Here is a 26,228-nt window from a genome sequence, read left to right as displayed (position 1 = left end):
TCTCGACGCAGCGGCGTTAGACGGGCATTCTTGTGGATGTTCATTCGGTCCTCCGGGAATCACTGAAGCTTCGACAACCTCAGCTTTCTCGGTCGGGGCCGAATGGACAACCTCCTGAAAGCTCACAACTAGCTCGCCTTATCAACCGGCGGGCAACGCGCGCGATCGCTCCGGCATCATCCATGTTGCGCGCTGAGCGCCGCGCCGCTATAGCCCGCACTGGTTTTCCCGAGGCGAAAAGAACATGTCCGTTGATCTTCAGACCGTGAAGCGCGTCGCGCACCTTGCCCGTATCGCGGTGAGCGAGGAGGACGCCGAGCGCATGACTGGCGAATTGAACGCCATCCTCGGTTTCGTCGAGCAACTGAACGAGGTCGATGTCTCGGGCGTCGAGCCGATGACTTCGGTCACGCCGATGGAGATGAAGAAGCGCCAGGATGTCGTCACCGACGGCAACAAGCCCACCGACATCGTCGCCAACGCGCCGGCAACCGAAGAGAACTTCTTCCTCGTTCCGAAGGTGGTGGAGTAGGCCGTGGCTGTCGAGATCGCCGTCGAGACGCCTTTGCAGGACGACGTGCGCGCGCTGGTCGCCGAACTCAATGCCGCGCTGCTCGAACTGACGCCGCCCGAGCATTGCTATCATCTGACCGTCGAGCAGATGGCTGGTTTGGATACGACGGTGTTCATCGCGCGCGACAACGGCCTTGCGGTAGGTTGCGGCGCGCTGAAGCGCCACGACGAGGCGATCGGCGAGGTCAAGCGCATGTACACGCGGCCGTCGCATCGCGGCCAAAAGATCGGCGCCGAGATCGTCGGACGCGTCGAGGCGTTTGCCCGCCAGGAAGGATTGACGCGGCTGGTGCTCGAGACCGGCGATCGCCACCCCGCCGCCTGGACCGTTTATGAGCGCGCCGGATTCACGCGTTGCGGACCGGTGCTGGATTATCCCGACTCCGAATGGTCGGTGTTTTACGAAAAGAGCCTTGCCTGATGAGCGATCTCACACATCTCACCATTTCCGAGGCCCGCGCCAAGCTGCGCGGCAAGGAGATCACCGCGGCCGAGATCACCGAGGCCTATCTCGCGGCGATCGAGCGCGCCAATCCGGTGCTCAATGCCTATGTGACCGTCACCGCCGACAAGGCGCGAGACATGGCCAAAGCCTCCGACGCGAAGTTTGCCAGGGGCGAGGGCGGCGTGCTGGAAGGCATTCCGCTCGGCATCAAGGACCTGTTCGCCACGGAAGGCATCCACACCCAGGCCTGCAGCCATGTGCTGGACGGGTTTAGGCCGCGCTACGAGTCCACCGTAACGTCCAATCTGTGGGCCGACGGCGCCGTCATGCTCGGCAAGCTCAACATGGACGAGTTCGCCATGGGCTCGTCCAACGAAACCTCCTATTACGGTCCGGTGATCAACCCTTGGCGCCGCTCGCGTGTCAATACGGTCGTCATGCCGACGACGCATCAGGGCGATGGCGGCTTCGTCTCCGCCGGCGGCACCAAGACCCAGCGCACGCTGGACAACGCCCAGCTGGTGCCGGGTGGTTCGTCCGGCGGCTCGGCGTCGTCCGTGGCCGCATTTCTGTGCGCCGGCGCAACCGCCACCGACACCGGCGGCTCGATCCGCCAGCCTGCCGCCTTCACGGGCACGGTCGGCATCAAGCCCACCTACGGGCGCTGCTCGCGCTGGGGCATCGTCGCTTTCGCTTCCTCGCTCGACCAGGCCGGCCCGATCGCGCGCGACGTGCGCGACGCCGCGATCCTGTTGAAGTCGATGGCTTCGGTCGACCCGAAGGACACGACCTCGGTCGACCGCCCGGTACCGGATTACGAGGCGGCGATCGGCAAGCCGATCAAGGGCATGAAGGTAGGCATTCCGAAGGAGTACCGCGTCGACGGCATGCCGCAAGACATCGAGGCGCTCTGGCAGAAAGGCATTGCCTGGCTGAAGGATGCCGGCGCCGAGATCGTCGACATCTCGCTGCCGCACACCAAATATGCCTTGCCGGCTTATTATATCGTGGCGCCGGCCGAGGCCTCGTCGAACCTCGCTCGTTACGACGGCGTGCGCTACGGCCTGCGCGTGCCCGGCAAGGACATCATCGACATGTATGAGAAGACGCGCGCCGCCGGCTTCGGCCGCGAGGTCAAGCGCCGCATCATGATCGGCACCTATGTGCTGTCGGCCGGCTATTACGATGCCTACTATCTGCAGGCGCAGAAAGTGCGCACGCTGATCAAGCGCGATTTCGAAAACGTCTTTGCAGCAGGCGTCGACGTCATCCTGACGCCGGCAACCCCGTCGGCCGCCTTCGGCATCGCCGACGAGGACATGGCCTCCGATCCGGTCAAGATGTATCTCAACGACATCTTCACCGTGACGGTGAACATGGCGGGCCTTCCCGGCATTTCCGTACCGGCCGGCCTCGACGGCAAGGGCCTCCCGCTCGGCCTGCAGCTGATCGGCCGCCCGTTCGACGAGGAAACGCTGTTCCAGACGGCGCATGTCATCGAACAGGCAGCTGGCAAATTCCAGCCGGAGAAGTGGTGGTAACTGCCCAAGGTCCTGTATTGGAAGCCCCAAGAAGATTCCAATCCCGGGTTGCCATCCCAACCATGCTTGGGTCAGATTTGACCTGAAGCAAAGGGGGAGCAATGTACGCAAAGGCCTTATTCGCCTCGATTGTCGTGACAATCGCGCCTATTGCAGCGACGGCAGCTGAGGATCCGGTTGTATTTGTGCAGCGCGAGCTAGCGAACAACCTGAGTGCGCCACAAAGCTACGAACTGGTCAGCAATCAGAGCAACAACGCGGTTGTCAGCCTCACTGCGATTGCTCCGGAGACAACATACTACAAGGACAAGCTCCCCGCTCGAAGGATGAATCTATACGTTTATCTGGTCAAAGAGGGGGAAAGCTGGGGGATTTCCGGGTCAGCGTATGCGATGCCAAAAACGGTGCGCATGAGCTTCAAATACGGGCTGTCTCAATCTCCAGCCGAAATGACAAGCACTTCATCCATCACTCTCAAGGGAGCTGAGTGGATACACTCCCATCTGGTGCTTGCCGCGTCCACCGACGATGTGATCATTGCTCATTTCCGTGAGAAGCAAGAAACGATCGAAAAGATTCGTAGCCAGGTTGGGCTTCATCCAACAAGTCAATATCCAAACATCGATCATGATGCGCCCGGCTATAAGGAGCTTTTTGATGAAGCTTCAATCGAGCGATCTGAAAAAACGCGCTGGCGGAGACGTAAAGGAAAGCTGCAGTTTCGCGGATTGTTTTGCCCTGATTCTGGCGTTCGACTCACCCCACTACGAGATCGGTTACCTTCACGTGACGCGCCCTGAGGACGTCCCGCCCGTTTCAGAGGACGGATACATCGTTGTTCGCTCTCTTGGCGATGGCTGGTATTTTTTCCGTCGGCTTTGAAAAGGACGCTCGAGGCTGTTCTATCACCTCTCCAAGATATTCTGGTTCTTCGGCCAACCGATCAACCTGGCGATCTTCCTGCTGCTTGCCGGCCTGGTGGCGGCGCTGTTGAGGCGCCGCCGGCTGGCAGCGACGGGCAGCGTGCTCGGCATCGCGATCCTGGTTCTTTCGGCCTGGACGTCGGTCGGCGCGATGATGCTCAATCCGCTTGAAGAACGCTTCCCCAAGCCGCCATTGCCCGAGAAGGTCGACGGCATCGTCGTGCTCGGTGGCGGCTTCGAGGGCGCCATCAATCTGGCGCGCGGCGGTTATGAGCTGAACAGCAGCGGCGATCGTATGGTCGAAACGGCGATCCTGGCCAGGCGCTTTCCCCAGGCGAAGATCGTCGTGTCCGGCGGCAATGGTTCGCTTTTCCTCGACGGCGAGGGCGATGCCGACACGGCGCCGAGGCTGCTCGGGGCGCTCGGCGTTTCGGCCGATCGCCTGATCCTCGAGGACAAATCGCGTAACACCTACGAGAATGCTGTCTTCTCGCGAAAGCTTGTCGAGCCGAAACCTGGCGAGACCTGGCTGCTGGTCACCTCGGCCTTCCACATGCCGCGCGCCAAGGCGCTGTTCGACAAGGCGGGCTTTGCGACCATTCCGTGGCCGGTCGACTATCGAAGCTCGGGCAAGGAAGGCGTCGGCTTCTACCGCGACAATCCCGTCGACTCGCTGCAGTCGACCACAATCGCCGTCCGCGAGTGGATTGGGCTTTTCGCCTACAGGCTCTCCGGCAAGATCGATCAGCTCTTCCCGGGGCCGGGCGGCTGACCGAGCACCGCCTGCCGCGCCGCTGAAAAGAACTGGCGGCGCACCAGCACCGCCAGGAGCACCAGCGTCGAGATCACGAAGACGACCGGGTCGACGAACCAGCCGAGATAGCCGATCGAGAAGAAGACGGCGCGCAGGCCGGAATTGAAGTGCTTGCCGGCGAGCACGTTCATGCGTGTCGCCCGCCACACCGCGGTTTCGCTGACCGGATTGCGCGAAGCCGGGCCATGCGGCGTCGGCACCGCGCCGATCAGGATCGAGCAATAGTTGAACAGCCGGTAGGCCCAGCCGAATTTGAAGAAGGCGAAGGCGAGAATGAGCACCAGGCCGAACACCTTGGTCTGGAAGGTTTCGCGCGACGCCGCCGCGCCGAAGGGCAGGTCGGCCAGAACCTGCAGCACGCGGTCAGAGGCGCCGAGCAGGGCAAAGCAGCCGCCGAGCGCAATCAGCGAAGACGAGGCAAAGAAGGCGGTGCCTTGCTGCAGGCCGCCCATGATGGCGGTGTCGACGATGCGGATCTCGCGCTCGGCCATATTGCGCATCCAGGCTTCGCGCTGGGCGTTCATCGCGGTCGTCAGCGACACGCGGCTGATCAGCCTGCCGTCGGAGGCCAGCGTATGCAGCACCCAGACAACCAGGAAGAAGATCAAAGCCGCCAGATCTGCCACTGAAAGGTGAAGTGAGTCGCCCATGCGCTCTTGTAACACAGGCGAAGCCAGCGCTTCGACGGGGGCAGGAGGCGTCGGCCCGGCAATGTCGCTGGCGGAGCAAACAAGGTCGGCAGCCGCCGCGCCGCGACACGCAAAACAGCGGAAACATCGCGGGAGTTCCTATATGTAAGCCTTGATCGGCCTCCAGGAGACAACGGCCCCGTGTTCCTTTCGGTTTTCGACCTGTTCAAGATCGGCATCGGCCCATCGAGCTCGCACACCATGGGGCCGATGACGGCCGCGCGCCGCTTCCTCGACGAGATCCTGGCCGGCGACTGGCCGCGCCCGGCGGGCGTGAAGGTCGATCGCATCGGCGCCAGCCTGCACGGCTCGCTCGCCTATACCGGCATCGGCCATGGTTCCGACCGCGCCGTGATCCTCGGCCTGGCCGGCCAGACGCCGCAGACGGTCGATCCGGACGAGGCCGACGGCATCGTCGCCCGTATCGGCGCTGAGAAGCGGATTTCACCGCCGGGGCACCCAACATACCGTTTCGATCCCGCCAAGGATCTCGTGCTCGACCGCAAGACGCCGCTGACCGGTCATGCCAACGGCATGGCCTTCTATGCCTATGACGCATCCGACCGGCTGCTGCTCAAGCGCATCTATTATTCGATCGGCGGCGGGTTCGTCGTTTCCGAGGAAGAGCTGCAGCGCATGAAGTCCAAGGGCTCGGTGACGACCGAAGGCAAGAAGGTGCCGTACCCGTTCAAGAATGCCGTCGAGATGCTGGCGATGGCGGCAAAGAGCGGGCTCTCGATCGCCGAGATGAAGCGCGCCAATGAGGAAAAACACATGTCGCGCGAGGAGCTCGATGCCGGGCTGGACGCGATCTGGAGCGCGATGAAAGGCTGCATCGACCGCGGCCTGTCGCAGGACGGCATCATGCCGGGCGGGCTGAAGGTGCGCCGCCGCGCGCGGCAGTTGCACGACAAGCTGCAGGAACAGTGGCAGCAGAACCGGCCCAATCCCTTGCTCGCCAATGACTGGCTGTCGATCTACGCCATGGCGGTCAATGAAGAGAACGCCGCCGGCGGCCGCGTCGTCACCGCGCCGACCAACGGCGCGGCCGGCACGCTGCCGGCCGTGCTGCGTTACTGGCTGCATTTCCATCCCGAAGCGGACCAGCCGAGCATCCGCGACTTCCTGCTGACAGCCGCCGCTGTTGGCGGCATCATCAAATCCAACGCCTCGATCTCGGGCGCCGAGGTCGGTTGCCAGGGCGAGGTGGGTTCGGCCTCGGCCATGGCAGCGGCGGGTCTTTGCGCCGTCATGGGCGGCACGCCCGAGCAGGTGGAGAACGCCGCCGAGATCGCGCTCGAGCATCATCTCGGCATGACCTGCGATCCGGTCGGCGGCCTGGTGCAGGTGCCCTGCATCGAGCGCAATGCGCTCGGCGCGGTGAAGGCAGTGACCGCCGCCTCCTTGGCCATCAAAGGCGACGGCACGCATTTCGTGCCGCTGGACGCCGCGATCGAGACCATGCGCCAGACCGGCCTCGACATGAACGAGAAGTACAAGGAAACCAGCCTCGGCGGGCTGGCCGTGAATGTGGTCGAGTGCTGAGGTCTTACCGAGACTCCAGGCTGGCCCTGTGGAGAAGTCGCTCGAGGCGTTGACGCGTCAACCCTTGCGGCTAAATCTTGGGGCATGTCTCTCAATCTCATCAAACTGTGCGTCGGCTGCGACAGCGTCGAGGATCTCGAAGAGTGGATCGCCTTCCGCCTCGATGAGCGGCGCCGTGCGGGCGAGCCGGCCGAGCATTGGCACACCACCCGCATGGTGCCGACGCGCGGCAGCGAGATTACCGATGGCGGCTCGCTCTATTGGGTGATCAAGGGCAGCGTGCAGTGCCGGCAACTGATCACCGAGATTCGGCCTTTTACTGACGCTGAAGGTATCGGCCGCTGCCATCTGGTGCTCGATCCCGAGGTTGTGCGCACCGACTGGCAGCCGCGGCGCGCTTTCCAAGGCTGGCGTTACCTCAAGCCCGCTGATGCGCCGGCCGATCTCGGCAAGGGCAGGTTGGCATTCGCCGAAATGCCGCCGAAGCTGAGACTGGAACTCGCCGAACTCGGGCTGCTCTAAAGCGGCTTGTGTATCGCTGTCCCGCGCTGGCCCTTCGGCTCGTCCAGCGTGGGGCTTGCAAGCGCCGGACCTAGGTCCCATCCTATTTCCTATGCTCAGTCATCCGTATGGCGCTAACCGATGGGCGTGATCCTCGCTTTGGCAGCGGTGCTCGTGGTGCTTTTCGGCGCCGCGGTGCTTTTTGTGCGCGCGGATCCGGCAAGGATGGCGGACAGCCTCAGGTCGCTTGGGCCGGCCTTGCTGGGCCTGGTCGGCGCGCCGATGCTGATCTTCGGCCGCAGCCTTATAGGCGGGTTGCTTTTGCTCGCGGCGCTGGCCTGGGTCGGGTGGATACGCACGCGGCGGCCTCCGGCCCGCGCGGCCGCCTCCAAACATTCGACGGTGCGCACCGCCGCACTCGAAATGGACCTCGACCATGACAGCGGCAAGCTCGAGGGACTTGTTCTGGCCGGGCGTTATGAAGGCAAGATGCTTGGCGCGATGGGACTGACGGATCTGCGCCAGCTTCATGGCGAGCTCGATCCGGACCCGGAGAGCCGCCAGCTTTTAGAGACGTATCTTGACGGCCGTTTTCCCGTCTGGCGCAAGGACGCGCAGCCGCACGGTAGCGAAGGGCTGAGTGTTGCGCCAGGTGCGGGCGCCATGACTAAGGAGGAGGCCTACAAGGTCCTTGGTCTTGAAGCGGGGGCTGCCGCGGCGGATATCCGCAAGGCGCACCGCCGCCTGATGCAGCGCCTGAACGCCGATGTCGGCGGCACGTCTGTCCTGGCGGCGCGAATCAATGAAGCCAAGGACGTCCTGCTCTCCAATCACGATTAGTCTCCTTCGACGCCGGTACCTTCCGGGAGATTTCAACAGCCGCCTATTGCTCGACGGCGTAGCACGAGATTTTCTTGCGTTTCAGCGCATCGCAGGCCTTCCAGGCAGCGTCCTTCGACCCGAAGCCGCCGAAGCGGGCGCGGTAGTAGGTGGTGCCGTCCTTGTTGAAGGCGACGGTGAAGCCGGAAGCATCCGCCAGGACCTTCGGCGCCTGCTTGGCGGTCTGATCGAGAAGGCTCTGAGCTCCCGACTTGGTGGGCGAGGAGGCAACCTGAACCACCCAGCCGGACGGAACCGACGACGTCTTGACCGGATCGATCGCCGGCCCGGCGGGTGCCGGTTCGGCATAGGCAGTGACCGCCTGCGACGTGGTCTCCTGCGGCTTGGGAGCCGGCGTCATGGCGGCCACGGCAACCGTCTTCACCTTCTTGACCTGGATCACGGGCTTCGTCTCTTCGGCGACCTGTTGGGTGTCGTCCTCAACGTCGTCAGCCGAGGCAACGACAGTGTCATCCGTCGCCGGCTTTTCGTCCGGAGTCGGAGCGTCTTGCTTGGGCGAGAAGACCTTGGCCAGCGTCTTGATCGGGTTATCGTTGCCCTTGGCGATGAGATCGCCGCCGCCGCGTGTAGAAGTGCGCGGCAGATAGGTGTTGATCAGCGCGGCCATCTGGTTGTCGCGGCTGCGGCCGGAAGCGCCGCCCATCACCACAGCGACAAGCCGACGATCGCCATCGGCGACGGAGGACACCAGATTGTAGCCCGAGGCGCGGGTGTAGCCGGTCTTGATGCCGTCGACGCCCTTGATGCGGCCGAGCAAGCGATTGTGGCCGTTGATGCGCTGACGGCCATACAGGAACGAGCGCTGCGAGAAATAGCCGTAATATTGCGGGAAGTGCTCGCGCAGCGCGATGCCAAGCATCGCCATGTCGTGCGCCGTGGTGAACTGGCCCGGATCGGGTAGGCCGTTGGCGTTGCGGAAGACGGTGCCGTTCATGCCGAGCTGACGCGCCTTGGCCGTCATCATGCGGGCGAAATTGTCTTCGCTGCCGCCTAGCATCTCGCCAAGCGCGGTGGCCGAGTCGTTCGCCGATTTCGTCACGATCGAAAGGATCGCGGTCTCGACCGGAACCGAGCCGCCGGGGCGCACGCCAAGCTTGGTCGGCGCCTCGGCGGAGGCATGCGCGGAAAACGGAACTGGCGTGTTCTTGCTGATCCTGCCCTTCGCCAGCGCCTCGAAGGTGAGGTAGAGCGTCATCATCTTGGTGAGTGAGGCCGGATAGCGCCTGCCATTGGCGTCGGCCGAATAGAGCACCTTGCCGGTCTTGGCGTCGACGACGATGGCCGCGGACTTGGCGGCAAGGGCCGACGCGACATCGGCGGCGACAATCGTTACCGCGAGCGCGGCAACCATGATTGCCTTGAAGGAGAATGAAGATTTGGAAACGAAGCCCGACAACGCCTGACGCACCGTTACTTACCCTGAATTTTCGTTGCCCCGGAGGCGGCAAAGGGAGTGCCTGCCTCACTTCTGGCCAAGCTATCGCGCGCAGCGTTACCAATCCGTTTATGGTAACCGCCGCGTTCACCATTTTTCGGCAAATCGAGCTTCTCTTTAATCGAATTTTACCGGGCCGGTGGCGCTGGCGCCCCTGCTTACCCAAGGGATTCTTGACTTTTGTGCATCGCACAATATATTGAGGTGCATTGCACAAGGGCGCCCGGGGCCAAAAGGGCGTTTCAACCAAGGGAAGAATGAAATGACCCAGACCTATGAGGACTTCTCGAAATACGGCAAGGAGTTTGCCGACACCGGGCTGAAGAGCTTTGCCTCGCTCACCAAGGGCGCGCAGGCGATCGCCACCGAAGCCGGCGAATACACCAAGAAGAGCTTCGAAGCCGGCAGCGCCGCCGTCGAGAAGCTGTTCGCGGCCAAGTCGATCGAGAAGGCCATCGAGATCCAGACCGATTACGCCAAGCAGAGCTATGAGAGCTTCGTGGCCGAGGCCAGCAAGATCGGCAATCTCTATGCCGAGCTCGCCAAGGAAGCTTACAAGCCCTTCGAATCGGTGGTCGCCAAGGCGAAGTAATTTCGTCGCATCAGACCCGATACGGCCAACCGGCCTGCGGAAAGGACCCGGTCGCGGAAACGCGGCCGGGTTTTTTCATGCACGACCGCAACCCGATGCACATTGCCGCATTCACGATTGAGAAATTCGCTGAGGTTTGCCCACCTAGCCATATTGTCAGCTAAACAGAAGGGCTTAAAATCGTCCATCGAGAACCTACATGTTGAACTCGCATGAGGATTCGAAAAGGCTGGACTACGTGACGATCGGTTTGACTGCCACGGCGGGCGTGGTGCGAATGCAAAGTGACGGGGACCGTAACGATCCCGGTCGCGGTACCGCTGTCATCACGCGCACCAAAACCAAGACGAAGAAGCCCAGTCTCTACCGGGTCCTCATTCTGAACGACGACTACACGCCCATGGAGTTCGTCGTTCACGTCCTGGAGCGTTTTTTCCAAAAGGACCGCGAGGCCGCCACGCGCATCATGCTTCATGTTCACAATCATGGAGTGGGCGAGTGCGGTATCTACACATTCGAGGTGGCCGAGACCAAAGTGTCCCAGGTCATGGATTTCGCCCGACAGAATCAGCATCCGCTGCAATGCGTGATGGAGAAGAAGTGAGGTAACATGCCGGCTTTCTCCCAAGGCCTGGAAAAGGCGCTACATCAGGCGCTGACATTCGCCAACGAGCGGCATCACGAGTATGCGACGCTCGAACATCTGCTGCTTGCCCTGATCGACGACACCGAGGCGGCCGCCGTCATGCGCGCCTGCAACGTCGATCTCGACGAGCTCAAGCACACCGTTCTCACCTATATCGACACCGAACTGGACAACCTCGTCACCGGTTACGACGAGGATTCCAAGCCGACGGCAGGCTTCCAGCGCGTCATCCAGCGCGCCGTGATCCATGTGCAGTCGTCCGGCCGCGAGGAAGTGTCCGGCGCCAACGTGCTCGTCGCCATCTTCGCCGAGCGCGAGAGCCACGCCGCCTACTTCCTGCAGGAACAGCAGATGACCCGCTACGACGCGGTCAACTACATCTCGCACGGCATCGCCAAGCGTCCGGGCGCTTCGGAATCGCGCACCCCGCGCGGCGCCGAGGACGAGCAGGGCGGCCAGAACGGCGCCGAGCCGCAGGAGGAAAACGGCAAGAAGAAGCAACAGGACGCGCTGACGGCCTACTGCGTCAATCTCAACAACAAGGCGCGCGCCGGCAAGATCGACCCGCTGATCGGCCGCGACAGCGAGATCAACCGCACCATCCAGGTGCTGTGCCGCCGCTCCAAGAACAACCCGCTCTATGTCGGCGACCCGGGCGTCGGCAAGACGGCGATCGCCGAGGGGCTGGCCAAGCGCATCGTCGAGGGTGACGTGCCGGAAGTGCTGCAGGACGCCACCATCTTCGCGCTCGACATGGGCACGCTGTTGGCCGGCACGCGCTATCGCGGCGACTTCGAGGAGCGGCTGAAGCAGGTCGTGAAGGAGCTCGAGGACTATCCGGGCGCGGTGTTGTTCATCGATGAGATCCACACGGTGATCGGGGCGGGCGCCACCTCTGGCGGCGCCATGGATGCATCGAACCTCCTGAAGCCGGCGCTGTCCTCCGGTGCGATCCGCTGCATCGGCTCGACCACCTATAAGGAGTTCCGGCAGTTCTTCGAAAAGGACCGCGCTTTGGTGCGGCGCTTCCAGAAGATCGACGTCAACGAGCCGACCATCGAGGACGCCATCGAGATCATGAAGGGCCTGAAGCCCTATTTCGAGGAGTTCCACAAGGTCCGCTACACGAGCGAGGCGATCAAGGCCTCGGTCGAGCTGTCGGCGCGCTACATCAACGACCGCAAGCTGCCGGACAAGGCGATCGACGTGATCGACGAGACCGGCGCCTCGCAGATGCTGGTGCCGGAAGCCAAGCGCAAGAAGACGATCGGCATCAAGGAGATCGAGGCGACGATCGCCACCATGGCGCGCATCCCGCCGAAGACGGTCTCGGCCGACGACGAGAAGGTGCTGCAGGGGCTCGATGTCGAGCTGAAGCGCGTCGTCTACGGCCAGGATACCGCGATCACCGCGCTGACCTCCGCGATCAAGCTGGCGCGCGCCGGCCTGCGCGAACCGGAGAAGCCGATCGGCTCCTACCTGTTCTCGGGTCCGACCGGCGTCGGCAAGACGGAAGTGGCCAAGCAGCTTGCCGCCTCGCTCGGCGTCGAGCTGATCCGCTTCGACATGTCGGAATACATGGAACGCCACACCGTCTCGCGGCTGATCGGCGCGCCTCCCGGCTATGTCGGGTTCGACCAGGGCGGCCTGCTCACGGACGGCGTCGATCAGCATCCGCATTGCGTGCTGCTGCTCGATGAGGTCGAGAAGGCGCATCCGGACCTGTTCAACATCCTGTTGCAGGTGATGGACCACGGCAAGCTGACCGACCATAACGGCAAGCAGATCGACTTCCGCAATGTGATCCTGATCATGACCACCAATGCGGGCGCGTCGGATGCGCAGCGCGCGGCGATCGGCTTCGGCTCGACCAAGCGCGAAGGCGACGACGTCGAGGCGATCAACCGGCTGTTCACGCCGGAGTTCCGCAACCGTCTCGACGCGATCATCCCGTTCGGCTCGCTGCCGGTGCCGGTCATCCATCAGGTGGTGCAGAAGTTCGTCATGCAGCTCGAGGCCCAGCTCTCCGAGCGTGGCGTCACCTTCGACCTGTCGCCGGACGCGATCGCCTGGCTGGCCGACAAGGGCTATGATGAGCGCATGGGCGCGCGTCCGCTCGGCCGCGTCATCCAGGAGCACATCAAGAAGCCGCTGGCGGACGAGGTGCTGTTCGGCAAGCTCAAGAAGGGCGGCACGGTGCGCGTCACCGTCGAGAAGAAGGAAACCGGCGAGTCCGGCCTGAAGCTCGAATCGCTCGCCGACGAGTCGCCGGTGCAGCCGAAGAAGGAAGAGCCGGAAGACGCGCCGAAGCCGAAGAAGGCGGTGGCCAAGAAGCCGGCGCCCAAGAAGGCGGTGGCGCAGAAGCCGGAGCCGAAGGGCAAGGACGGCAATAAGCGCAGCCTGGTGCCGCAACTGCCGCGCAAGAGCTGATCGGCCTTATCCCGAATTGCAGAAAAGCCCCGGCGACGGGGCTTTTTTGTTGCAAGGAAGAACGTGGAAATGCCGCACAGATCTTGCCGGCGTTTTCGGGCAGAGTTTGTGGCTGCCCGTGGCCGATGTCCTCCAACCCACAACAGATTTTCCTGGATCAATGGAAAGACGATGCGCCGCTTTCGGTGCGGTCGCATCCTACGGCCGCGCATGCTATGGCCGGCACATGTCGACTTGGATCTCGGACGCCACAGCGCCTCGTTCCACCTGGTTCCTGGGTGGTGTCCGCGCGGCCTTTTCCCTGCCTGCCCTGATCCTCATCAGCTCGTTCATTGGCTTTGCCGCCTTGGCGAAAGGCGCCGGGGTCACGGTCTTACAGGCCGCTTTCATGACCGCAACGGTGTGGGCGCTGCCATCCATGGTCGTGCTGGTGGGCGCGATCGCCTCGGGAGCGGCGCTGCCGGCGGCGATGTTCGCCGTCACGCTGTCCGCCATACGTCTGATGCCGATGGTGATGGCGCTAGCACCCGAGATGCGCGCCGGGAAGACCCGGCAAGGCGTGCTCTATCTCCTGGCGCATTTCGTGGCCGTGACCTCCTGGGTGCTGGCCATGGAGCGCCTCAAGCGCGTCCCGCCTCACATGCGTACGACTTACTATGCCGGCCTCGGCGGCACGCTGGTGACGACGAATGTCATCGTCGTGACCGTCGTCTATGCAGTGGCGGATGCGCTGCCGTCCGCCGTTTCGGCGGCGTTGCTGATGTTGACGCCGATGTATTTTCTGACCTCGTTGTGGGGGTCCGCACGCGAACGGGCAGGGCATGTGGCAATGGTCCTGGGCCTCGTCCTCGGACCGGTCTTCCACATAGTGTTGCCCCAGATCGATCTGCTGGTTGCCGGACTGATCGGCGGCACGGTCGCCTATGGCTTGCACTTGCGGCGGCGCAAGGTGCGCGTGGCGTGAGCTACTTTTCCAGCGGCGCCTGGTGGTGGCCATACATGTTCATTCTCGTCGCCGGTTTCGCCGCGACGGATATCTGGCGCTTCCTCGGTGTCTATCTTGGCGGCAAGCTTTCCGAAGATTCAGACCTGTTGGTACTGGTTCGCACCATGGCGACGGCGCTTGTTGCCGCCGTCATCGGCAACCTGATTGTCTTTCCAGGCGGCGCGCTTGCGCACACTTCGTTTGGCTTGAGGATAGCGGCGGCGGCCCTGGGTTTCGTCGCCTATCTGGTGTCGGGAAAGCGCATGGTCGTCGGCATCGCCACAGCCGAGTTTCTGCTGCTGGCGGGACTTTATCTGAACTTTTGATTTCGCCCCATCTCAGCCCGCCAGAGCCGCCCGGACCTTGCTGGCATTCTCGGCCAGCACCTCCGGCTTCTCCATCTGCCCGGAATGCGGCTTCAGCGGCACGCCCTCGAAGCGCGGCACGACGTGGACATGGAGATGGTAGACGGTCTGCCCGGAAGCCGGCTCGTTGAACTGCATGATGGTGACGCCGTCGGCGTTGAAGGCCTTTTTCACCGCCACCGCCACCTTCTGCACGACCGCAAACAGCGGAGCGAACGTTGCCGGATCAGCGTCGAGCATGTTGCGCGACGGCGCCTTGGGCACGACCAGCGTATGGCCCGTGCCTTGCGGCATCACATCCATGAAGGCGACGACGGCGTCGTCCTCATAGACTCGGTGCGAGGGGATCTCGCCGCGCAGGATTTTCGCGAAGATGTTGCCGGGATCATAGGCTTCGGCCATGGGGTGACACTCCCAATTGCATTCGCCGTCCGGTGTAGCGAAGCCGCCGGTGGGCGGCAAGGCGTTCAGGGGAGATCGACCGCCAAGCCGCCTTTTTCGTCGCCCAGGATTAATCCCCGAGGTCCTTGCGGAAGGGCGTGTGCTCTTCGAGATATTCGCCCATGCGCTCGACCTCGCGCCGCTCGCGCCTGAGATAGTCGGCGACGGCGTTGCGCAGGCCGGGATGCGAAATGTAATGCGCCGAATGCATGGTCACCGGCCGGTAGCCGCGCGCCAGCTTGTGCTCGCCCTGCGCGCCTGCCTCCACCACTTTGAGCTTGCGCTCGATGGCGAAGTCGATGGCCTGGTGGTAGCAGACCTCGAAATGCAGGAAGGGGTGATCCTCGATGCAGCCCCAGTTGCGTCCGTAAAGCGCGTCGGAACCGATGAAGTTGATGGCGCCGGCAATGTAGCGGCCGTTGCGCTTCGCCATCACCAGAAGGATGTCATCGGCCATGCGCTCGCCGATCAGCGAGAAGAACTGCCGGTTGAGATAGGGCCGGCCCCATTTGCGGCCGCCGGTATCCATGTAAAAAGCGAAGAAATCGTCCCAGGCTTTTTCGGTGATGTCCTTGCCAGTCAGCCAGTCGATCGAGATGTCGTCGGCGAGCGCCTCGCGACGCTCCTTCTTCATCGCTTTTCGCTTGCGTGAGGCGAGCGTGGCGAGGAAGTCGTCATAGGTCGAAAAGCCTTCGTTGAAGAAATGGAACTGCTGGTCGGTGCGATGCAGGAACCCTGCCGCTTCCAGCGTCGCGACATCGGGCTCGCTGGCGAAGGTGACATGCGCGGAAGAGACGCCGAGCTTGTCGGTCACGAGCTTCAACCCCTCCGCCAGGCCGGCCTTCACGGCGCCTGCGTCCTCGCCTTTGCTGACCAGCAGGCGAGGGCCGGTGACCGGCGTGAACGGCACCGAGCATTGCAGCTTTGGGTAATAGCGGCCACCGGCGCGCTCGAAGGCGTCGGACCAGCCATGGTCGAAGACATATTCGCCCTGGCTGTGCGATTTCAGATAACAAGGGACAGCGCCGAGAAGCCTGCCTTGCGCCGTTTCCAGCCGCAGGTGATGGCCCTGCCAGCCAGTGCGCCGGACAGCGCAGCCGGAATCCTCCAAGGCGCTTAGAAAAGCGAATGAAACCAGCGGGTTGTAGCCGTTTTCTCTATCTCTGCGCGTGGTGCCGGCAAAGCCGTCCCATTCCTCGCAGGTGAAGGCACCGATGCCCGCCGCGACGCGGATCGCATAATCCGCGTTCGCTGCCCGTCCATCGTCGTCGTCGCCTTGATCCATGCGGCTTATTTAAGCGTCCTCAGGGCTGCTACAAGTCACGTTTCAGGCACCGCCTAGAGCATGATGCCGAAAAGTGTGAAGCGGTTTTTCGGACGACACCATGCTCTCTCTTTGATTGATTTAGAGGCGGATCAGATTTCAGGTCGCTTCGACCTGAAATCATCCGGCTCTAGGCGACCTTGACCAGATCGGGCTCGAAACCCTCGAAGGTCATCTGGTCGGCATATTTGAAGGTGAGGTCGACCGCCGGCTGGTCATGCACGGTCCAGGTGATGACAGGCATTTTGAGCTTTTCGCGCACGAAGCTGACAAAGGGGTTCGGCAGATCGCCGGCGGCGTAGGACGTGAAGGCAAGGTCATGCGCGAGCATGGCGAAATGCGCTTCGATCAACTGGTTCTCCGTGCCGTAAGCGGTCAGCCCGCCGGGGATGCCCGGCGCGTCCTTGGCGAAGTCGCGGATCAGCCAGTGATCGAACGACATGATCGCCACCTTGCCCGTGTAGCGCTTGAGCAGCCGGCCGACGCTTGCCACCAGCCCCGCGTCGTGGCCGGGAACGCCTTTCAACTCGACCACCAGCGGTACGCGGCCGTCGATCAGGTCGAGCGCTTCCTGCAGCGTCGGCAGATGGTCCTTGGTGCCGCCCACCTTCAGCGACGTCAGTTCCGCCGCAGTGCGCTGCCAAATGAACCCGTCCTCGCCGGTCAGGCGCTTAAGGTCATTGTCGTGGATGATGATCGGAACGCCGTCGGCCGAGATGTGGACGTCGCATTCGATCGCGTAGCCGCGCTCGGCAGCGGCGGCGAAAGCCGACAGCGTGTTCTCCCAGCGCGTCTTGTTCATGTCGTGGAAGCCGCGATGCGCGACAGGCTGCGCGATCAGCCAGGAAAGATCGGTCATAGTAAATCTCACTCGACTTCGAAGATCGCTTCGATCTCGACTGCCGCGTTGAGCGGCAGCGACGCGGTGCCGACGGCGGAGCGGGCGTGCTTGCCGCGCTCGCCCAGCGCCGCGACTAGGAAGTCGGAGGCACCGTTGGCGACAAGATGCTGCTCGACGAAATCAGGCGTGGAAGCGACGAAGACGGTGATCTTGACCAGACGCCGGATCTTTTCGAGATCGCCGAGGGCCGCCTTGGCCTGCGCCAGGATGTTGATGGCGCAGAATTTAGCGCCTTCCTTGCCTCCCGCGGTGTCGATGTCGCGGCCGAGCAGTCCGCTTGCCTGCAGCTTGCCGTCCTTCAGCGGCAGCTGGCCGGCGGTGAACAGCGTGTTGCCGGTGCGGCAATAGGGCACGTAGTTCGCGGCGGGCGCGGCGGCGGCCGGAATGGTGACGCCCAGATCGCTTAGCCGCTTTTCGATTGTTTCGCTCATTGGTTTTCCCTATTGCTGGAAGGCGCCGCGTTGGCCGGGCCGAAATTGCTATTTTTGCCTCGCTTCCGCCACGACTTTTTTTAAGCTGGACCATCTTTCCCTGCGGCCTGCCTCGCGGCCGCGACGATCGGAGCAACGTATGCGCGCAACGCGCCTTTTTCTTGCCGCTGCCTGTCTTTCTGCGGCGTTCCCAATGGCGCCGGCCTTTGCGGTGCCCGCGCTGCAGGCGCATCGCGCCGTCTACGATCTCACGCTCAACAAGGCATCCGATCGCTCGGGCATTACCGGCATCACCGGCCGTATGGTCTACGAGTTCAACGGCTCTGCCTGCGAGGGTTACACGGTCAAGTTCCGCTTCGTTACCCAGATCGTGACCAACGACAACACCAGGCTCACCGACCAGCAGACGACGACTTTCGAGGATGCCGAAGGCAAGACCTTTTCCTTCGTGACGAAATCCTTCGTCGACCAGAACCTCGACAAAGAGGTGAAGGGGGTAGCCACCAGGGAACCGAAGGGCCTCAAGGTCGATATCGACAAGCCCGAGAAAAGCAGCCTCGAGCTCGCGGCCACGCAGTTCCCGACCCAGCATCTGGTGGAGCTGATCGGCAAGGCCGAGAAGGGCGAGAATTTCTATCAGACCAACCTGTTCGACGGTTCCGAGGACGCCAACAAGGTGATGACCACCACCGTTGTCGTCGGCAAGAAGACGGACGCGGAAAAGACGGATCCGGAAGCGCCGGCGCTGGCCAAGCTCGCTGCCGACAAATACTGGCCGGTCGACATCGCCTATTTCGACGATACCGACAAAAGCGGCGAAGAGGTGCCGGAATACCGGATCAGCTTCAAGCTGCACGAGAACGGCATCACCCGTGACCTTGTCATGGACTATGGCGACTTCTCGATGACCGGCAAGCTGGTGAACCTGTCGCTGTTCGACCAGACCAAGCCTTGCCCGGCTTCGAAATAGCGATTCCCGACGATCGGCGACCCGGCTTGTGGGCCCGGCCTCAGGGCGCCATGTGTGAGGCTTACCAAGTGCGGCGAGCCTGATGGCGGTCTATGTCGATGCGGCGATCTGGAAATGGGCCGGCCACCGCTGGTGCCACCTGCTTGCCGACGAGGTCGATGAGCTGCATCGCTTCGCTGCCGAACTCGGCATCAAACGCTCGTCCTACCAGGGGCCGCCCAAGACGTCGGCGCCGCACTACGATATAACCGGCTTCGAGCGCGACCGCGCGGTGCGGCTAGGGGCCGTCGAATGCAGCCGCGAGGAGATCGTGGCGGTCTTCCGCCGTGTGCGGGTGCCGAATGGGAAGGTTAGACGATGACGGTGACGGCGTTCCTGGCCTATTGTGTCGCAATCACATTGGCAGCCGCCACGCCTGGACCGGCGATGTTCGCGGTCATCACCAACGGTTTGTCGCGCGGCTTCGGCCGGGCGTTCATGACCGGGGTTGGCGTCGCCGCGGGCGACGCCGTGCTGGTCACCCTGGCGCTGCTCGGACTGGTGGCGCTTGCCCAGACCTTCGAATGGATTTTTCTTCTGCTGAAATACGCGGGCGCCGCTTACCTCGTCTTTCTCGGGATCAGGATGTGGCGGGCCGCTGCCAAACAACCGGACGAATCTCCTCGGTCGCAGGCGCGGCTGTCGCGGTCCTTCGTTCTCGGTGCTTCCATTGCGCTCGGTAATCCGAAGGCGATCCTGTTCCACGCCTCCATCATGCCACTGATCTTGAACCTCGATACCATGACCTTCGCCGATGGCTTGCTGGTGGTGCTTGTGGTGGTCAGCGTGAATGTCATCACCATGGGCATCTACGCCGCGATGGCCGGCCGGGCAGCCGGCTGGTTCAACACCCCGAGGCGCATGCGCCTGATGAACAGGTTCGCCGGCGGCGCGATGATCGGCACCGGTGCGCTGATTGCCGCACGTTGAGCCGCGCAGCGATGCACGGCTTGCGTTTATGGGACTTCCCCTCTATATGCCCGCTCATTCCACACACGGACTTTGGTGTCTGCCCGGGAGAAATCCGGCTGAAACCTCCGGTGGCATCAGGACATCCCGTCCGAAATGCCTGTGTCCGTGGAGGCCAACCGGAAAGGAACTAAAGAATGGCTCTGCCAGATTTCAGCATGCGCCAGCTTTTGGAAGCTGGTGTTCACTTCGGCCACCAGACCCATCGCTGGAACCCGAAGATGGCGCCCTACATCTACGGCGCCCGTAACAACATCCACATCATCGACCTGTCGCAGACGGTGCCGCTGCTGCACCAGGCCCTGAAGCAGGTGTCCGACACCGTCGCCAAGGGCGGCCGCGTGCTGTTCGTCGGCACCAAGCGCCAGGCCTCCGACATCGTCGCCGACGCCGCGCAGCGTTCGGCCCAGTACTATGTCAACTCGCGCTGGCTGGGCGGCATGCTCACCAACTGGAAGACGATCTCGAACTCGATCCAGCGCCTGCGCAAGCTCGACGAGACGCTGGCCGGCGAGGCCCAGGGCCTCACCAAGAAGGAGCGCCTGAACCTCGACCGCGAGCGCGAGAAGCTCAACAAGGCTCTCGGCGGCATCAAGGACATGGGCTCGACGCCGGACCTGATGTTCGTCATCGACACCAACAAGGAAGCGATCGCTATCCTCGAGGCCAAGCGTCTCGGCATTCCGGTCGTGGCCATCATCGATTCGAACTGCGACCCGGACAAGATCGACTTCCCGATCCCTGGCAATGACGACGCGGCTCGCGCCATCCAGCTCTATTGCGATCTGATCGCCAAGGCCGCCATCGACGGCATCGCCCGCCAGCAGGGCGCGCTCGGCGTCGATATCGGCGCTTCGGCCGAGGCTCCGGTCGAGCCAGCGCTCGACGCTCCGGCCAGCGAAGCTCCGGAAGCTTGATATCGAAGGCCGGAACCCGGCCTTCATCTTTCCAATAAGTTGGCGCGCTAAAGCGCTTTTGCCGAGCGCATCATCCGAGTCCCGGTTGGTGCGTCGGCGCATTTGAAACAAAGAGGCGACAATGACGATTTCGGCTGCACAGGTCAAAGAACTCCGCGACTTGACCGGCGCGGGCATGATGGACTGCAAGGCGGCGTTGAACGAGACCAACGGCGACATGGAAGCGGCCGTCGACTGGCTGCGCAAGAAGGGTATCTCGAAGGCCGACAAGAAGGCCGGGCGCACCGCGGCCGAGGGCCTGATCGGCGTCGATTCCGGCGTTCGTGAAGCCGCGGTCGTCGAAGTCAATTCCGAGACCGACTTCGTCGCCCGCAATGCGGCCTTCCAGGAAATCGTCGCCAACGTTGCCAAGGTCGCGCTTGCCTATGGCACGACCGAGGCTGTTGCCGCCGCCAAATATCCGGGCTCCGACAAGTCGGTCACCGACACCATCAAGGACGCGGTCGGCACCATCGGTGAGAACATGGGCTTCCGCCGCTCGGCCAAGCTCACCGTGCCGCATGGCGCGGTGGCGACCTATGTCCACAACGCGGTTGCCGACGGCCTCGGCAAGCTCGGCGTGCTGGTGGCGATCGAGACCACCGGCAACGAGCATGCGGCCAACGCCTTTGCCCGCCAGGTCGCGATGCATGTCGCCGCCAGCAACCCGGTCGCGCTGAGCGCCGAGGAAGTCGATCCGGCGCTGGTCGAGCGCGAGAAGGCGATCTTCTCCGACCAGGCGCGCCAGTCCGGGAAGCCGGAAGCCATCATCGAGAAGATGGTCGAGGGCCGCCTGCGCAAGTTCTACGAAGAGGTGGTGCTTTTGAAGCAGGCCTTCGTGCTCAATCCCGACATCACCGTCGAGAAGGCGCTGAAGGATGCCGAGAAGGAGATCGGCGCTCCGGCGAAGATCACTGCCTATCTGCGCTACGCGCTGGGCGAGGGCATCGAGAAGGAAACGACCGATTTCGCGGCGGAAGTCGCGGCAGCGGTCAAGAAATAGCTCCGATCCAGGGGACGCGCCGCGCTCCCTGAAATGAGAGCTTACAAGCTCAGGCAACTCGGCCGGGTGTCCGCATGGATGCCCGGCCGATTTCTTGTGCGGTGTCGATAAAGGCCCTGAGCTTCGGCGCCATCGACGCGCGGCGCGGGAAATAGAGGAAGAGGCCCGGCTCCTCGATCGCCGTCTGCGGCAGGATCTGGACGAGGCGGCCGGCGGCAAGGTCGGCGCGCGCAAGCGGCTCGAAGACATAGGCGAGCCCGACGCCGGCCAGGGCCAAGTCGACGGCGCCAAGCGAATCCGTGACGACGGCCGTGCCGCGCGTCTCGACGACGACGTCCTTGCCGTTGTCGCTCAGATCCCAGCGGTAAAGCGCGCCGGACCGAACCAGCCGGTAGCCGATGCAGTTGTGATTGGCGAGATCGGCAACGTCGCGTGGGCGGCCGTGCTTTCCGATATAAGCGGGAGAGGCGACGATCACGGCTTTGAATGGCGGCGTCATCCTGACGGTGACCATATCCTGCGCGATCATTTCGCCCAGCCTGATGCCGGCGTCGAAACCCTCGCCGACAATATCGATAAGCCCCTGGTCGGCAACGATCTCGACCGTCACGTCGGGGTAGCGCTCCGCCATGGCCGCGACGACCGCCGTCACCGCCAGGGGGATCGCGATGTTGGAGGCGTTGATCCTGAGCAGGCCGACCGGCCTTCCCTTGACGCCGCGGATGCGGTCCATCCGCTCGGCGATGTCCTGGAGCGCTGGGGCCGCCGTCTCCACCAGCGCTTTGCCGGCTTCCGTCAGCGAGACGCTGCGCGTCGTGCGGGCAAAGAGCGGCTGGCCCATGCGCTCTTCCACGAGCCGGACCGCATGGCTGACGGCGGATGGGCTCATGCCGAGCTCAGCCGCGGCAAGCGCGAAGCCGCCGCGCCGCGCCACGGCGACGATGACCGGCAGATGTGTGAGCAGATCGCGATCCATTCATGAATGATATCGCATAGTCTTTGCAGATCATGCAACCTTATCGAGGGAGCAAATGAGGTGCATCTAAGGCGCGTCAAACAGCACAGATCGAGCCGAGCCAGGGAGACCTCAAATGACCGACCTACACGCCAATCAGGCCCGCAATCTCGAAACCGTCCGCAGCTTCTTCGACCTGCTGCACAATAAAGACATCAACAACTGGGCTGAGCTTTGGGCCGAGAACGGCCGGATCATCGTGCCTTATCCGTCGGCAGGATTTGGCGACAGCATAGACGGCAAGGCCGCGATCGTGGACGCCTTCAAAGGATTGTTCGGCAATTTCGAATCCTTCGAATCCGAGCTGACAGCCATCTATCCGGCGGCGGACTCCGAAGCCGTCGTGGTCGAATACCGCAACCGCGCCGTAATCAAGGGCGGCACCGAATACACCAACAGCAACATCGCGGTCTTCCGTTTCGAAAACGGCTTTATCGCCGCTTACCACGACTATTTCGACCCGCGCCGGTTTCAGGTTGTGGTTGACGCGCTGGCGAAGGGCTGAAGGCAAACCCTCCCGCGCCGACAATCATCCATCCGTTCGCAGAGCTACCCACACAAGGAGAAGAGACATGAACGCCTTGAGACACGTAACTTTCGTTGCAGGCATGGCGCTGGCGCCGGTCGATGCCGGCGGCGCCGAACCGGCCGGTTGGCAGGCGCTTGCCGACGAGCGCGCGGTGATCCGTATCGCCGACGCCATCGACCGCGCGGTGGATGCACAGGACTGGACGCTCGCCCGCAGCTATTTCGCCGATCGCGTTACGGCCGATTTCAGTAGCCTGTCCGGTCAGCCCGCGGCCAACATCGCTTCCGACGACTTGATCGGCGCCTGGGCGGGCAACCTCAAGGGCAGCAAGACCAGCCTGCATCTGCGCACCAACCATCAGGTTGTGCTCGAGGCCAATGCCGCGACCGTTCATTCCAACGGGTATGCCTGGAACCGCATGGAAGGCAATGGCGACCCGCTCTGGGAGGTCTGGGGCACCTATGAGCACCATCTGACGCGCTCGGCTGCCGGCTGGAAGGTCGACGGCTTCACCTTCCGCATGACGCATGAGCGCGGCAATCCCTGGGTAAAGGCGACGCCTGGACAGTGACCGGCAGCACATCAGTTCAGAATCGGAAGACAACCATGAGCATGATCTATTACACGCTTGGCAACAGCGGGCTGCGCGTCAGCCGGCTGGCGCTCGGCACCATGACCTTCGGCACCGAGTGGGGCTGGGGCGCGGACAGGGACACCGCCCGCGCCATGTTCGACGCCTATGTCGAAGCCGGCGGCAACTTCTTCGACACCGCCGATCTCTATACCGGCGGCACGGCCGAGACCTGGCTTGGCGAGTTCGTCGCCGAGCGTGGCCTGCGCGACAAGGCGGTGATCGCCACCAAATTCACCTTCAACGCGGAACCGGGCAATCCGAATGCCGGAGGCAATGGGCGCAAGAACATCCTGCGCGCGGTGGATGCCTCGTTGAAGCGGCTCGGCACCGACTATATCGACCTTTACCTGCTGCATGTCTGGGACAGGGTCACACCGGCGGAGGAGGTGCTGCGCACGCTGGATGACCTCGTGCGCGCCGGCAAGGTTCGCCATATCGGTCTTTCCGACGTGCCGGCCTGGTATGCCGGCCGCGCCCAGGCGATCGCCGAATTGCGCGGCTACGAGCCGGTCTCGGCGCTGCAGCTCGAATATTCGCTGGCGGAACGAACGATCGAACATGAGTATGTGCCGTTCGCGACCCGTCATGGCGCCGGGATCATGGTGTGGAGCCCTTTAGCCAGCGGCCTGCTCAGCGGAAAGTACAAACCGATACAGGACGGCAACGCAGGGCGTCTCGATGGCTTCCGCAACACCACGCATCCCGGCTTCCAGAAGTTCAGCGACCGCAACTGGGCGATCGTGGCGGAGCTCGAGAAGGTGGCGGCCGAGCTCGGCCGCAGCATGGCGCAGGTCGCGCTCAACTGGGTGGCGACGCGGCCCGGCGTCGCCTCCGTCATCCTCGGAGCGACCAAGCTCGCCCAGATCGAGGACAATCTTGGCGCGCTCGATTTTTCGATCCCCGCGGAGCTTCGCGCGCGGCTGGAAAAGGTCAGCGCCACGCCGGCGCCGTTCCCGCATCCCTATTTCGGCTCCGAGATCCAGGTGCGGGTGACCGGCGGCGCGGTCACCGGTGACAAGCCGGCCGGCTATTCGCCCGCGGTCGTGATCGAAGGCGAAGCGGTCAGCATCTCAAGCGACTGATTGAAAAGGGCAAAGATCAAAAGCCAGCAACTGACCGAAAAAGCCTGGGATTTTGCACGAGGGCGCGGCGTGACATCGCCGCGCCCTTCGTGTATCGGGTCAGCCAGTCATGACAGCATCGCCAGGTGAAGCGGGGGCGGTTTTGCCTCCAAAATTGCCGCGCCGAGATTTTCGAGGATCAAGATGACGGATAAGCCCCTCTATCGACGTGTCGTGCTGAAAGCTTCCGGCGAAGCGTTGATGGGCGAGCAGCATTTCGGCATCGACGTCTCGGTGGTCGACCGCATCGCCGCAGACATCGCCGAGGCGCGCGCGCTGGGCGTGGAAGTGGGCGTCGTCATCGGCGGCGGCAACATCTTCCGCGGCGTCGCCGTGGCCTCCAAGGGCGGCGACCGCGTCACCGGTGATCACATGGGCATGCTCGCCACCGTCATCAACTCGCTGGCGCTGCGCACCTCGCTGAACAAGATCGGCGTCGACGCCGTGGTGCTTTCGGCGATCGCCATGCCGGAACTTTGCGAGAGTTTTTCGCAGCGCCAGGCGACCGCCTATATGAACCAGGGCAAGGTGGTCATCTTCGCCGGCGGCACCGGCAATCCGTTCTTCACCACCGATTCGGCCGCCGCGCTTCGCGCCGCCGAGATCGGTGCCGATGCGCTGTTCAAGGGCACGCAGGTCGACGGCGTCTATTCGGCCGACCCCAAGAAAGACCCGAACGCGGTCCGCTTCGACCGCATCAGCCACGCCGAAGTCATCAAACGCGGGCTTGCGATCATGGATACCGCAGCGATTGCACTTGCGCGCGAAAACAACATTCCGATAATCGTCTATTCGATCCACGAAAAAGGTGGTTTCGGCGATATTCTGAGGGGCGGCGGCCATTGCACGGTCGTCACCGACAAGTAACAGGCGCCGGGATCCGCCAAGCGACGACGGAACCGCGGGCGAGAAACGATAGAAGCAGTGAACCCGGCTAACGGGTCGAGGAGATGATCATGAGTGGCGAGTACGAAGACCTGAAGCGACGCATGGACGGGGCGATCGCCGCTTTCAAGCACGATCTGGCTTCGCTGCGCACCGGCCGGGCCTCCAGCAACCTGCTCGACGCCGTCCAGGTGCAGGCCTATGGCACGGCGATGCCGATCAACCAGGTGGCCAACGTATCGGTGCCGGAGCCGCGCATGATTTCGGTGTCGGTCTGGGACAAGTCGATGGTCAGCGCGGTCGACCGTGCCATCCGCGAGGCCAATCTGGGCTTCAACCCGATCGTCGATGGCACCACGCTCAGGATCCCGCTGCCCGAGCTCAACGAGCAGCGCCGCAAGGAGCTGGTCAAGATCTCGCATGGTTACGCCGAGAATGCGCGCGTCGCGGTTCGCCATGTTCGCCGCGACGGCATGGATTTCCTCAAGAAGGCCGAGAAGGATGGCACCATCAGCGAGGACGATCAGCGCAAGCGCTCCGACCAGGTGCAGAAGCTGACCGACGAGATGATCAGCACGATCGATCACCTGCTTTCCGATAAGGAAGCTGAAATCATGCAGGTTTAG

General features: G+C 63.1%; 30 protein-coding genes. 23 read left to right on the top strand and 7 right to left on the bottom strand.

Features of this window, described 5'->3' with window-relative positions; all coding sequences use genetic code 11:
- The first annotated feature begins 244 nt into the window (after nt 1–244).
- The 5 genes from gatC (at nt 245) to EN852_RS33445 (ending at nt 4,254) form a co-directional block, all read left to right on the top strand.
- Nucleotides 245–532, top strand: a complete 288-nt coding sequence (gene gatC, locus EN852_RS33465) for an Asp-tRNA(Asn)/Glu-tRNA(Gln) amidotransferase subunit GatC (protein WP_127880038.1) — start codon at nt 245–247, stop codon at nt 530–532.
- A 3-nt stretch (nt 533–535) separates the two neighbouring features.
- Nucleotides 536–994 (top strand): GNAT family N-acetyltransferase, encoded by a 459-nt coding sequence (locus EN852_RS33460; RefSeq protein WP_127880037.1) that lies wholly within the window; start codon nt 536–538, stop codon nt 992–994.
- Nucleotides 994–2,559: an amidase family protein gene (locus EN852_RS33455; RefSeq protein ID WP_127880036.1), complete on the top strand. Its 1,566-nt coding sequence runs from the start codon at nt 994–996 to the stop codon at nt 2,557–2,559. The genes EN852_RS33460 and EN852_RS33455 overlap by 1 nt, the downstream gene beginning before the upstream one ends.
- A 101-nt stretch (nt 2,560–2,660) precedes the next feature.
- Nucleotides 2,661–3,359 (top strand): hypothetical protein, encoded by a 699-nt coding sequence (locus EN852_RS33450; protein ID WP_127880035.1) that lies wholly within the window; start codon nt 2,661–2,663, stop codon nt 3,357–3,359.
- Nucleotides 3,360–3,456: 97 nt separating this feature from the next.
- The gene (locus EN852_RS33445) at nt 3,457–4,254 is read left to right on the top strand and encodes a YdcF family protein (RefSeq protein WP_127880034.1); all 798 of its coding nucleotides are present in this window, start codon (nt 3,457–3,459) and stop codon (nt 4,252–4,254) included.
- On the opposite strand, the gene EN852_RS33440 is transcribed toward EN852_RS33445, so the two are convergent.
- Complete coding sequence (locus tag EN852_RS33440; protein WP_127880033.1) at nt 4,227–4,946, bottom strand: DUF599 domain-containing protein; 720 nt, start codon at nt 4,944–4,946, stop codon at nt 4,227–4,229. The two genes, EN852_RS33445 and EN852_RS33440, sit on opposite strands and share 28 nt — an antisense overlap.
- A gap of 180 nt (nt 4,947–5,126) precedes the next feature.
- Between EN852_RS33440 and EN852_RS33435 the strand changes: the two genes are divergently transcribed.
- From EN852_RS33435 to EN852_RS33425, 3 genes are all read left to right on the top strand, one after another.
- On the top strand, nt 5,127–6,530 hold the full coding sequence (locus EN852_RS33435) for an L-serine ammonia-lyase (protein WP_127880032.1): 1,404 nt from the start codon (nt 5,127–5,129) through the stop codon (nt 6,528–6,530).
- Nucleotides 6,531–6,614: 84 nt separating this feature from the next.
- Complete coding sequence (locus tag EN852_RS33430) at nt 6,615–7,052, top strand: DUF1489 family protein (RefSeq protein WP_127880031.1); 438 nt, start codon at nt 6,615–6,617, stop codon at nt 7,050–7,052.
- Between the two features lie 120 nt (nt 7,053–7,172).
- Nucleotides 7,173–7,871 (top strand): molecular chaperone DnaJ, encoded by a 699-nt coding sequence (locus tag EN852_RS33425; protein WP_127880030.1) that lies wholly within the window; start codon nt 7,173–7,175, stop codon nt 7,869–7,871.
- Between the two features lie 43 nt (nt 7,872–7,914).
- Here the strand turns inward: EN852_RS33425 and EN852_RS33420 are convergent, their stop codons facing one another.
- Nucleotides 7,915–9,339 (bottom strand): D-alanyl-D-alanine carboxypeptidase family protein, encoded by a 1,425-nt coding sequence (locus EN852_RS33420; protein ID WP_127880029.1) that lies wholly within the window; start codon nt 9,337–9,339, stop codon nt 7,915–7,917.
- Nucleotides 9,340–9,628: 289 nt separating this feature from the next.
- On the opposite strand from EN852_RS33420, the gene EN852_RS33415 reads away from it, so the two are divergent.
- The 5 genes from EN852_RS33415 to EN852_RS33395 all read left to right on the top strand — a co-directional run bounded on the left by EN852_RS33415 (nt 9,629) and on the right by EN852_RS33395 (nt 14,345).
- On the top strand, nt 9,629–9,958 hold the full coding sequence (locus EN852_RS33415; protein WP_095818678.1) for a phasin family protein: 330 nt from the start codon (nt 9,629–9,631) through the stop codon (nt 9,956–9,958).
- 277 nt (nt 9,959–10,235) lie between these two features.
- Nucleotides 10,236–10,562 carry an ATP-dependent Clp protease adapter ClpS gene (gene clpS / locus EN852_RS33410; protein WP_036258315.1) on the top strand — a complete coding sequence of 109 codons (327 nt, stop codon included), beginning with the start codon at nt 10,236–10,238 and terminating at the stop codon, nt 10,560–10,562.
- A gap of 6 nt (nt 10,563–10,568) precedes the next feature.
- Nucleotides 10,569–13,034: an ATP-dependent Clp protease ATP-binding subunit ClpA gene (gene clpA / locus EN852_RS33405; protein WP_127863904.1), complete on the top strand. Its 2,466-nt coding sequence runs from the start codon at nt 10,569–10,571 to the stop codon at nt 13,032–13,034.
- 226 nt (nt 13,035–13,260) lie between these two features.
- On the top strand, nt 13,261–13,998 hold the full coding sequence (locus tag EN852_RS33400; protein ID WP_127880028.1) for an AzlC family ABC transporter permease: 738 nt from the start codon (nt 13,261–13,263) through the stop codon (nt 13,996–13,998).
- Entirely contained in the window at nt 13,995–14,345 is a 351-nt protein-coding gene (locus tag EN852_RS33395) for an AzlD domain-containing protein (protein ID WP_127880027.1), read from the top strand. Before EN852_RS33400 ends, EN852_RS33395 begins: the two co-directional genes overlap by 4 nt.
- A gap of 12 nt (nt 14,346–14,357) precedes the next feature.
- Here the strand turns inward: EN852_RS33395 and EN852_RS33390 are convergent, their stop codons facing one another.
- The 4 genes from EN852_RS33390 to EN852_RS33375 all read right to left on the bottom strand — a co-directional run bounded on the left by EN852_RS33390 (nt 14,358) and on the right by EN852_RS33375 (nt 17,481).
- Complete coding sequence (locus EN852_RS33390) at nt 14,358–14,786, bottom strand: HIT family protein (RefSeq protein WP_127863907.1); 429 nt, start codon at nt 14,784–14,786, stop codon at nt 14,358–14,360.
- 109 nt (nt 14,787–14,895) lie between these two features.
- A complete protein-coding gene (locus EN852_RS33385) occupies nt 14,896–16,110 on the bottom strand; it encodes a GNAT family N-acetyltransferase (RefSeq protein ID WP_127880026.1) in 1,215 nt (404 codons plus the stop codon).
- Nucleotides 16,111–16,279: 169 nt separating this feature from the next.
- Nucleotides 16,280–17,008 carry a glycerophosphodiester phosphodiesterase gene (locus EN852_RS33380; protein ID WP_127863909.1) on the bottom strand — a complete coding sequence of 243 codons (729 nt, stop codon included), beginning with the start codon at nt 17,006–17,008 and terminating at the stop codon, nt 16,280–16,282.
- Between the two features lie 8 nt (nt 17,009–17,016).
- The gene (locus EN852_RS33375) at nt 17,017–17,481 is read right to left on the bottom strand and encodes a RidA family protein (protein ID WP_127863910.1); all 465 of its coding nucleotides are present in this window, start codon (nt 17,479–17,481) and stop codon (nt 17,017–17,019) included.
- 139 nt (nt 17,482–17,620) lie between these two features.
- On the opposite strand from EN852_RS33375, the gene EN852_RS33370 reads away from it, so the two are divergent.
- From EN852_RS33370 to tsf, 5 genes are all read left to right on the top strand, one after another.
- Nucleotides 17,621–18,451, top strand: a complete 831-nt coding sequence (locus tag EN852_RS33370) for a cell envelope integrity EipB family protein (RefSeq protein ID WP_127863911.1) — start codon at nt 17,621–17,623, stop codon at nt 18,449–18,451.
- A gap of 82 nt (nt 18,452–18,533) precedes the next feature.
- Nucleotides 18,534–18,812: a DUF4031 domain-containing protein gene (locus EN852_RS33365; RefSeq protein ID WP_127880025.1), complete on the top strand. Its 279-nt coding sequence runs from the start codon at nt 18,534–18,536 to the stop codon at nt 18,810–18,812.
- A complete protein-coding gene (locus EN852_RS33360) occupies nt 18,809–19,420 on the top strand; it encodes a LysE family translocator (protein WP_127880024.1) in 612 nt (203 codons plus the stop codon). The genes EN852_RS33365 and EN852_RS33360 overlap by 4 nt, the downstream gene beginning before the upstream one ends.
- Before the next feature lie 176 nt (nt 19,421–19,596).
- Complete coding sequence (gene rpsB / locus EN852_RS33355) at nt 19,597–20,376, top strand: 30S ribosomal protein S2 (RefSeq protein WP_042642561.1); 780 nt, start codon at nt 19,597–19,599, stop codon at nt 20,374–20,376.
- A 121-nt stretch (nt 20,377–20,497) separates the two neighbouring features.
- Complete coding sequence (tsf, locus tag EN852_RS33350) at nt 20,498–21,418, top strand: translation elongation factor Ts (RefSeq protein WP_127880023.1); 921 nt, start codon at nt 20,498–20,500, stop codon at nt 21,416–21,418.
- A gap of 49 nt (nt 21,419–21,467) precedes the next feature.
- Here tsf and EN852_RS33345 read toward each other — a convergent pair whose 3' ends face one another.
- Nucleotides 21,468–22,394 carry a LysR family transcriptional regulator gene (locus tag EN852_RS33345; protein WP_127880022.1) on the bottom strand — a complete coding sequence of 309 codons (927 nt, stop codon included), beginning with the start codon at nt 22,392–22,394 and terminating at the stop codon, nt 21,468–21,470.
- A gap of 115 nt (nt 22,395–22,509) precedes the next feature.
- On the opposite strand from EN852_RS33345, the gene EN852_RS33340 reads away from it, so the two are divergent.
- The 5 genes from EN852_RS33340 (at nt 22,510) to frr (ending at nt 26,228) form a co-directional block, all read left to right on the top strand.
- Complete coding sequence (locus EN852_RS33340) at nt 22,510–22,938, top strand: nuclear transport factor 2 family protein (RefSeq protein ID WP_127880021.1); 429 nt, start codon at nt 22,510–22,512, stop codon at nt 22,936–22,938.
- A gap of 67 nt (nt 22,939–23,005) precedes the next feature.
- Nucleotides 23,006–23,533, top strand: coding sequence for a nuclear transport factor 2 family protein (locus EN852_RS33335; RefSeq protein WP_127880020.1), 528 nt, complete (start codon nt 23,006–23,008; stop codon nt 23,531–23,533).
- Between the two features lie 35 nt (nt 23,534–23,568).
- Nucleotides 23,569–24,678 (top strand): aldo/keto reductase, encoded by a 1,110-nt coding sequence (locus tag EN852_RS33330; protein WP_127880019.1) that lies wholly within the window; start codon nt 23,569–23,571, stop codon nt 24,676–24,678.
- A gap of 183 nt (nt 24,679–24,861) precedes the next feature.
- On the top strand, nt 24,862–25,584 hold the full coding sequence (pyrH, locus tag EN852_RS33325) for a UMP kinase (protein WP_042642552.1): 723 nt from the start codon (nt 24,862–24,864) through the stop codon (nt 25,582–25,584).
- A gap of 89 nt (nt 25,585–25,673) precedes the next feature.
- On the top strand, nt 25,674–26,228 hold the full coding sequence (gene frr, locus EN852_RS33320) for a ribosome recycling factor (RefSeq protein ID WP_082037291.1): 555 nt from the start codon (nt 25,674–25,676) through the stop codon (nt 26,226–26,228).

It is taken from the genome of Mesorhizobium sp. M2E.F.Ca.ET.209.01.1.1 (assembly GCF_004010375.2).
Taxonomy (GTDB): Bacteria; Pseudomonadota; Alphaproteobacteria; order Rhizobiales; family Rhizobiaceae; genus Mesorhizobium.
This window is presented reverse-complemented; position numbering and strand designations above follow the sequence as displayed.

What these genes read in the sequence shown, in the direction of transcription:
- EN852_RS33365 (WP_127880025.1), top strand. Translation starts at nt 18,534, where the DNA reads ATGGCGGTCTATGTCGATGCGGCGATCTGGAAATGGGCCGGCCACCGC.
- EN852_RS33385 (WP_127880026.1), bottom strand. Translation starts at nt 16,110, where the DNA reads ATGGATCAAGGCGACGACGACGATGGACGGGCAGCGAACGCGGATTAT.
- EN852_RS33370 (WP_127863911.1), top strand. Translation starts at nt 17,621, where the DNA reads ATGCGCGCAACGCGCCTTTTTCTTGCCGCTGCCTGTCTTTCTGCGGCG.
- EN852_RS33415 (WP_095818678.1), top strand. Translation starts at nt 9,629, where the DNA reads ATGACCCAGACCTATGAGGACTTCTCGAAATACGGCAAGGAGTTTGCC.
- EN852_RS33345 (WP_127880022.1), bottom strand. Translation starts at nt 22,394, where the DNA reads ATGGATCGCGATCTGCTCACACATCTGCCGGTCATCGTCGCCGTGGCG.
- clpS (WP_036258315.1), top strand. Translation starts at nt 10,236, where the DNA reads ATGCAAAGTGACGGGGACCGTAACGATCCCGGTCGCGGTACCGCTGTC.
- rpsB (WP_042642561.1), top strand. Translation starts at nt 19,597, where the DNA reads ATGGCTCTGCCAGATTTCAGCATGCGCCAGCTTTTGGAAGCTGGTGTT.
- EN852_RS33425 (WP_127880030.1), top strand. Translation starts at nt 7,173, where the DNA reads ATGGGCGTGATCCTCGCTTTGGCAGCGGTGCTCGTGGTGCTTTTCGGC.
- EN852_RS33400 (WP_127880028.1), top strand. Translation starts at nt 13,261, where the DNA reads ATGTCGACTTGGATCTCGGACGCCACAGCGCCTCGTTCCACCTGGTTC.
- pyrH (WP_042642552.1), top strand. Translation starts at nt 24,862, where the DNA reads ATGACGGATAAGCCCCTCTATCGACGTGTCGTGCTGAAAGCTTCCGGC.
- EN852_RS33455 (WP_127880036.1), top strand. Translation starts at nt 994, where the DNA reads ATGAGCGATCTCACACATCTCACCATTTCCGAGGCCCGCGCCAAGCTG.
- EN852_RS33430 (WP_127880031.1), top strand. Translation starts at nt 6,615, where the DNA reads ATGTCTCTCAATCTCATCAAACTGTGCGTCGGCTGCGACAGCGTCGAG.
- EN852_RS33375 (WP_127863910.1), bottom strand. Translation starts at nt 17,481, where the DNA reads ATGAGCGAAACAATCGAAAAGCGGCTAAGCGATCTGGGCGTCACCATT.
- EN852_RS33340 (WP_127880021.1), top strand. Translation starts at nt 22,510, where the DNA reads ATGACCGACCTACACGCCAATCAGGCCCGCAATCTCGAAACCGTCCGC.
- frr (WP_082037291.1), top strand. Translation starts at nt 25,674, where the DNA reads ATGAGTGGCGAGTACGAAGACCTGAAGCGACGCATGGACGGGGCGATC.
- gatC (WP_127880038.1), top strand. Translation starts at nt 245, where the DNA reads ATGTCCGTTGATCTTCAGACCGTGAAGCGCGTCGCGCACCTTGCCCGT.
- EN852_RS33360 (WP_127880024.1), top strand. Translation starts at nt 18,809, where the DNA reads ATGACGGTGACGGCGTTCCTGGCCTATTGTGTCGCAATCACATTGGCA.
- EN852_RS33335 (WP_127880020.1), top strand. Translation starts at nt 23,006, where the DNA reads ATGAACGCCTTGAGACACGTAACTTTCGTTGCAGGCATGGCGCTGGCG.
- tsf (WP_127880023.1), top strand. Translation starts at nt 20,498, where the DNA reads ATGACGATTTCGGCTGCACAGGTCAAAGAACTCCGCGACTTGACCGGC.
- clpA (WP_127863904.1), top strand. Translation starts at nt 10,569, where the DNA reads ATGCCGGCTTTCTCCCAAGGCCTGGAAAAGGCGCTACATCAGGCGCTG.
- EN852_RS33450 (WP_127880035.1), top strand. Translation starts at nt 2,661, where the DNA reads ATGTACGCAAAGGCCTTATTCGCCTCGATTGTCGTGACAATCGCGCCT.
- EN852_RS33380 (WP_127863909.1), bottom strand. Translation starts at nt 17,008, where the DNA reads ATGACCGATCTTTCCTGGCTGATCGCGCAGCCTGTCGCGCATCGCGGC.
- EN852_RS33330 (WP_127880019.1), top strand. Translation starts at nt 23,569, where the DNA reads ATGAGCATGATCTATTACACGCTTGGCAACAGCGGGCTGCGCGTCAGC.
- EN852_RS33390 (WP_127863907.1), bottom strand. Translation starts at nt 14,786, where the DNA reads ATGGCCGAAGCCTATGATCCCGGCAACATCTTCGCGAAAATCCTGCGC.
- EN852_RS33440 (WP_127880033.1), bottom strand. Translation starts at nt 4,946, where the DNA reads ATGGGCGACTCACTTCACCTTTCAGTGGCAGATCTGGCGGCTTTGATC.